5 protein-coding genes are annotated in these 6,203 nt (G+C 62.3%); 1 reads left to right on the top strand and 4 read right to left on the bottom strand.

Features of this window, described 5'->3' with window-relative positions:
* Positions 1-223: 223 nt before the first annotated feature.
* Both ABUA09_RS13550 and ABUA09_RS13545 read right to left on the bottom strand, forming a co-directional pair.
* Positions 224-1,249, bottom strand: a complete 1,026-nt coding sequence (locus tag ABUA09_RS13550) for a hypothetical protein (protein ID WP_033116266.1) — start codon at positions 1,247-1,249, stop codon at positions 224-226.
* Between the two features lie 11 nt (positions 1,250-1,260).
* On the bottom strand, positions 1,261-2,715 hold the full coding sequence (locus tag ABUA09_RS13545; protein WP_033116265.1) for an MBOAT family O-acyltransferase: 1,455 nt from the start codon (positions 2,713-2,715) through the stop codon (positions 1,261-1,263).
* A 257-nt stretch (positions 2,716-2,972) separates the two neighbouring features.
* On the opposite strand from ABUA09_RS13545, the gene ABUA09_RS13540 reads away from it, so the two are divergent.
* Positions 2,973-4,052, top strand: a complete 1,080-nt coding sequence (locus ABUA09_RS13540; RefSeq protein WP_349949416.1) for a P-loop domain-containing protein — start codon at positions 2,973-2,975, stop codon at positions 4,050-4,052.
* A 99-nt stretch (positions 4,053-4,151) separates the two neighbouring features.
* Here the strand turns inward: ABUA09_RS13540 and ABUA09_RS13535 are convergent, their stop codons facing one another.
* Positions 4,152-4,610, bottom strand: coding sequence for a helix-turn-helix domain-containing protein (locus ABUA09_RS13535; RefSeq protein ID WP_033116264.1), 459 nt, complete (start codon positions 4,608-4,610; stop codon positions 4,152-4,154).
* A 121-nt stretch (positions 4,611-4,731) separates the two neighbouring features.
* On the bottom strand, positions 4,732-6,189 hold the full coding sequence (locus tag ABUA09_RS13530) for an aminotransferase-like domain-containing protein (RefSeq protein ID WP_058117281.1): 1,458 nt from the start codon (positions 6,187-6,189) through the stop codon (positions 4,732-4,734).
* Between the last annotated feature and the right edge of the window lie 14 nt (positions 6,190-6,203).

Here is a 6,203-nt window from a genome sequence, read left to right as displayed (position 1 = left end):
TCCTTTTGTACTCATATGTGTACCGCATAATAATACCCCCTCTACTGGGTGTCCAGTAAAGGGGGTACATATCAAAGCCGGGCCTCGTTTTGTTCACTTTGCCGCGCAAAGCGAGAGGAGACGGCCGGGGGGTGGCCGTTTTGTCTCACAGCCCTGAAAGCGGAGGCGCCCGGGTACAAAGCGTCAGAACGCGCGTGAAAAACAGCATCTGTCCCGCCGTTTTTCATTCCGTGACGGCAGGACCGCCCTCCTGCCAGAAGCGGACGGTCTCCGCCCAGGCCGCGGCATTTTCTCCCGTTTGAGGTCTGGGAACGAGCCCCATCTCACCGGTGAGGAAATCCCCCAGCCAAGCGGAAAAGAGCGCCGCCCCGGCCCGGTTCAGATGGCCGGGGTCATAAAAGTGGAGAGAGGGCTCCAGCCCCGCTGCCTCCACCTCCTCGCTCCAGTCAAAAAAGCGGATATGTGCATCCAGATCGGCCACATCCGCCCGAATGGCCTCGCGGACCTGAGAGGGAAGCTGACTGTAGGTAGGGTGAAAAACCACTGCCAGCGGAATGCCCCGGTCCGCACAGAGAGAAGCAATGCGTCCCAAGTCCTCCAGATTGGCACGGTAGACCGCCTCCTCTTGAACGTCGCGGAGAAAGGGTCCGTCGCCGATGGCGTCGAAAACCCCGTCCACAGCGGTATAGCCCTTGCACTGGTCGGCCAGGGGAGGAGCGAGCGCCGACCGGAGCTCCCCGAAGGTGGCGGTCTTCCAGCGGCTGTGGTAAAAGTACAGGTCAAACAGCAAACCGGTGCGCAGCTCCGGCTCGGAGGCGGTGAAGACGGCCCCCAGCTTGTTGAGGCCGGCGGGGAGGTATCCCACATTGACCTGGGTGTAGTTCTGATATTTGGCGAAATGGAGCGCGGAGGCTTCCAGCACTACGGCGGACGGACGCTGGGTCTCCAGCGCCTGGCGGAGGTACCAGTAGGTCTGGGAGAGCGTCTGTTCCGGGCCGGCCAGCACATAGCCGGTCAGGCCGGTTTCATCGTAGATCACGGCGGGATTGACGTCGCAGTAGGCATAGGAGCTGCCCAGCCAGAGATAATCCAAGCTGTCCTCGGGCTCCCCCAGATAGGGGCCCCACACGGCGCCGTAGTTGGTGCGGACGGGGCGCAGCGCTGTGGAGGTCAGCCCGATGAGAAGCACGGCCAGCAGCAGAAAGAGCACGGCGAAACAGAACTCCCGCACAACCGCTTTCCGATTCATTTCACCGCCCCCTAAAATTTGAAATAGATGAAGTCCTGGGGATCATAGCCGGTGCCGTAGATGCCGCAGATGAGGACCGCCAGCGTCAGAGAGAGCGCCAGAGCCCAGCGCAGGGGACGGGGCAGGCGAAGAAAACCGGTCCACAGGTCCACACGAAGAGAGGCAAGATCCACAGCCAGGAGGAGCAGAATAGCGAAAAATGCCACGACGAGCTCCGGCCGGTCCAGCCCCCAGGCAGTGACGGGATGGGTCAGCCAAGGGCCGGTAAACATGTTTTGGAAGATAAAAAGGGCGTGGGTGAAGGAGCCGCCTTTGAAAAAGACCCAGGCGACGGTGCTCAGAAGGAAGGTGATCCCGACTTGGAGCAGGACAGTGAGCCGGCCGTCCTCCGTCAGGCCCAACCTGCCGCGCACCCGGGTGCGCAGATCGGCGGTAAGACCGCCGATCACCTGATAAAGCCCGTTGAGGAGCCCCCAGGCCACAAAGGCCAGGGCGGAGCCGTGCCACAGGCCGCTGACGGCAAAGACGATGAGGAGATTTGCATACGTTCTCATCCGCCCTCTGCGGCTCCCGCCCAGAGGGATATAGAGGTAGTCCCGGAACCAGGAGGAGAGGGAGATGTGCCAGCGCCGCCAGAACTCCCCGATGGAGCGGGAGAAGTAGGGCGTGCGGAAGTTTTCCATCAGCCGGAAACCCAGCACCTGGGCGCAGCCCAAGGCCATATCCGAGTAAGCGGAGAAGTCGCAGTAAATTTGAATGGAAAAGGCGGCAGCGGCCGCGATGACCTGGAGGCGGCCAAACTGATCCGGCGCGGCATATACGGTGGTGACCAACATGCCTAGGCGGTCGGCGATGACCAGCTTTTTAAAAGCACCCCATAAAAAGCGCAGCAGTCCGCTGCGGAAGCCGTCATAAGAGAAACGGTGGGGTTCCCGGAATTGGGGAAGGAGGGTGTCCGCCCGGCCGATGGGGCCGGAGAGCAGGTAGGGAAAGAAGGAGAGAAAGAGGGCAAACAAAAGGAAGCTGCGCTCCGCAGGCCGGTTCCCCCGATAGACGTCGATGAGATATCCGGCCGCCATGAAGAGGTAAAAGGAAATACCGGCGGGGAGGATGAGCTCCAGGGCAGGAGAGGTAAAGGACAGCCCTGCGGCGGAGAGGAGCCGCTCCAGCATGGAGAGAGCAAAGCCCAGGTATTTGAATAGAAACAGCGTTCCAAACAGCAGCAGGAGGAGGAGCGTCAGGACCCGACGCCTGGCCCGTCCCGACTGCCCTTCCAGAAAGCGGGCGCCGGCGTAGGTAAGGGTCAGGGCGCAGAGAAGAAAGAGAAAGGAGCCTGCGCCGGCACAGAGGTAAAAATACCAGCTGCTCACCAAAAGCCAGAGATTTCGGGCCCGCTGAGGCAGCAGGAAATAGAACAGCGTGACCAGGGGAAAGAACAGGAAAAATCCCGGAGAGAGAAAGCTCAAGGGCGAACACCTCCAATAGGGCGTGGAACTGCATGCGGATATTCTACCGTAAATCCGGCGAAATAGCAAGGCGGCCATACGGGGGCAAACGCGGTGCAGCATTGATGAGAGAGAGGGCCGGAGACTGTCGCGGGCTGGGAAAAGAGCTGCTTTTCCGAGTTTGAGCGGCAAAAAACGTGAAAAGGCCGCCGCTGGGCCGCACCGCCGCGGTCGATGCGGCATACCTTGTGGTAGAAACGGTATTGGAGGGTAGGCCAATGACAACGGAACCACAGGTCCGATTTTATTTGGGGGCGAATTCCCCGGCAGGTTTCTATTCGCTGTACGATCAGCTCATCGACCCCGCTCAGGCGGCGGACATTTTGATCCTGAAAGGAGGCCCCGGCTGCGGCAAGTCCACCCTGATGAAGCGGGTGGCCAGGCAGGCGGAAGAGCGGGGACTGGATGTGGAGTACATACCCTGTTCCGGAGACCCTGAGTCCCTGGACGCCATCGTTCTCCCACAGAAAAAAGCCGCCATCGTGGACGGCACTGCGCCCCATGTGGTGGAGCCCAAATATCCCGGCGTGGTGGAGCGGTACGTCAATCTGGGCGACTGCTATGACCGGACGGGGCTGGGGGATGTGCGAAAAGAGATCATGGAGGCGATGAAGGGCTACAAGGCCTGCTATCAGCGCGCCTACCGCTGCCTGGACGCGGCGGCGGAGATATCCTCCGACATGCGGGCCATTGCGGCTTCGCCGGCGGTGGAAGCAAAAATTGCCAAGCGTGCCAAGGGTATTTTATCCCGGGAAGTGCGCAGAAACGGGACGGACAGCGGGAAAGTGAAGCAGCGATTCCTGTCCGCGGTCACGCACAAGGGGCTCCTCTGTGAATTCGGCACGGTGGACCGGCTGTGCAAACGGGTCTACGAGCTTGCGGACACCTACAGGCTGGGACACCTGATGCTCTCCCATCTGCTCGCCGGAGCGGTGGCGGCAGGACATGATGTCATCGCCTGTCCTTCGCCCATGGAGCCGGACCGATTGGAGCACCTCATTGTGCCGGACCTGTCCCTGGCTTTTGTCACCAGCAGCCCCGCGCTTCCCTACGAGAAACGACCTTACCGCCGGATCAGGATGGACGCAATGGCGGATCTGGAGGCGGTGCACCGCAGCAAGGCCAGACTGAAATTTTCCCGCAAGGTATCCGCCGCCTTGGTGGACGAGGCAGTGGAGTCCCTGGCCCAGGCCAAGGCTATGCACGACGAGCTGGAGGCCCTGTACAATCCCTATGTGGACTTTGATCAGGTCCACATGATGGCAGACGGCATCGCGCGGGAGCTCCTCACGGAGTGAATGCAAGAGGCCGCGCACCTGTTGGGTGCGCGGCCTCTTGCACGCTGGGGGCACTGAGCGAAGAAAGCGCTGGGAGGCGAAGAGGACGTTTCAGCCTCTTCACCGGCGGTTGGAGAGCTCCCTGCGGACCGCTTTGGCGATCAGCTCCTGCCCCTCGGGAGAACTGAGGGTATCCAGCACGGCCGCACGGAGCAGATCCCGAAACTGTTTCCCCGAGAGGAGAGAGTCCAGCACGGTACCGTGGGTTTCGCCGGCGCTCTCCCTGGGACACCTCGCAGCGGGAGGCGGGGTGGGAACAGAGACAGGGGGCTCCTCCGCATAGGCCGCGTCCATCCAATTGTCCTGGCGGGTGCGGTCACTGCTCTCGCCGCGCAGGTAAAAGGCGGAGACGCCAAAATAGAAAGCAATTTTTTCCTGCTGTTCGCGGGTGGGGGTTTGTCGTCCTGTTTCAAACTTTTCCACCGCATTTTTGGGAAATCCCAGTTCTGCGGACAGGGCGGGACGGCTCAGTCCGCGCTCAGTGCGCAGCTCTTCCAGACGCTGTGCCAATGTAACCATGGTAATCGACCTCCTTGCAGCCAAACGGATCAAACGCAGCGCAGTTGATTCAGCAGGCACCATTATAGCAGAACGGAGGGAAAAGACAAGGTGCGGGACGGACTCGCAGATGTTCCGGACGCTAATTTCCCTCCAGAAGATCGGCCAGCAGCCCGAGCCCGCGGGAAAATCGCTCCGGGCTCTCATAGGCGTAGGAGAGCCGCAGCGCGCTGGTACGGCCGAAGCCATAGAGTGTACCGGGGTGGAGCAGCAGCCCGCGCTCCAGCGCGCGCTGGAAAAGACGCTCCGTGGCGGCCTCCGGCCTGGGGCGCAGCCAGATATAGAATCCGCCCGAGGGCAGGAAATAGTCTGCGAGGGAGGCGAAGCGGCGCGTCAGGAGAGCTGCGGCGGCGTCGCGGCGGGCCCGCAGCGCGGCGCGGAGCGCCGCCAGGTGGGCGTCATAGGCCCCGCTTTCCAAGAGTTCCAGAAAGGCCCACTGGGAGAGGGAACTGGTGCCACAGTCGGTTTGGCTCTTCACGTCCGCCAGACGCTGGACGACCGATTCCGGACCCACCAGCCACCCCAGGCGCAGCCCCGGGGAAAGGGTTTTGGACACCGTGCCCAGATAGAGGATGCCGCCGGTCCGGTCCAGCGCTTTGATTGGAGCGGGGGGCGGGGCGTCCAGCCACAGTTCTCCGTAGGCGTCGTCCTCGATGACGGGAAGGCGGCGCTCCAGACACAGTTGAAAGAGTTCCTCCCGGCGGGACTGTGGCATCGTGGTCCCGGTGGGATTTTGAAAGGTGGGGATGGTGTAGAGAAGGCCGCTGCGGGCGGCGCAGGGGGTGAGCGCGGCACGCAGCGCGCCGGGGCGCAACCCCTCGCGGTCCATGGCGAGCCCTTGCAGGCGGGCACCGGCGGACGGAAAAATCTGAAGAGATTTGAGATAGGTGGGGGACTCGGCAAAGACTGTGGAGCCGGACTTGAGCATAGAGGCGGAAATGAGCTGAAGAGCCTGGATCGCCCCAGAGGTAATGAGCACGCAGGAGGGAGGGAGCCGGATACCGCGCCGCTCCAGCCGGTGCGCCACGGCCTCTCGCAGTTCCGGCAGCCCCGCGGGAGGCAGATAGCCAAGGGCGGGAGCACGGGCCGCCGCTCTGCTCAGCGCCTCTCCGATGGCCTCCCGCGGAAAGAGCTGAGGGGAGGGCTCACCGCTGCCCAACCGATAATATCCGGGCTGGAACTCCAGGCGGAATATGGTTTGAATGGTTGGGGTATTTGCAGGGAAGGGACCGGCATGCAGATAACGTCCCCAGTCCATTCCACCCCCGGCCATACGCAGGGACCAGGTGTTGCTCCCTACCCGTGTCCCACCGCCGTAGTCCGCCTCCAGCACGCCGAAGGAGGCGAGTTCTTCCATGGCCTGGACCACTGTGCTGCGGTTCAGGCCGAGCCGCTGGGCCAGGACGCGCTGTGCGGGGAGCCGGTCACCCACAGCCCAGTCGCCGCAAGCGATCTTTCCACTGATATAATCTGCCAGCTGGCGGTAGAGGGGGAGAGGAGAGCCGCGGTCCGGAACCCAGTTGAAAATCACGTCGGACATAGGAAACGCCTCCT

The organism is Intestinimonas sp. RTP31139st1_F5_RTP31139_211217, from assembly GCF_040226735.1.
Lineage (GTDB): Bacteria > Bacillota > Clostridia > Oscillospirales > Oscillospiraceae > Intestinimonas > Intestinimonas butyriciproducens.
Note: the sequence above shows the minus strand (reverse complement) of the source record. Positions and strands in the feature narration are given on the sequence as shown.

Bases quoted from the DNA above. Each gene is read 5' to 3' on its own strand.
- ABUA09_RS13550 (WP_033116266.1), bottom strand. From the start codon at position 1,249: ATGAATCGGAAAGCGGTTGTGCGGGAGTTCTGTTTCGCCGTGCTCTTT.
- ABUA09_RS13540 (WP_349949416.1), top strand. From the start codon at position 2,973: ATGACAACGGAACCACAGGTCCGATTTTATTTGGGGGCGAATTCCCCG.
- ABUA09_RS13535 (WP_033116264.1), bottom strand. From the start codon at position 4,610: ATGGTTACATTGGCACAGCGTCTGGAAGAGCTGCGCACTGAGCGCGGA.
- ABUA09_RS13530 (WP_058117281.1), bottom strand. From the start codon at position 6,189: ATGTCCGACGTGATTTTCAACTGGGTTCCGGACCGCGGCTCTCCTCTC.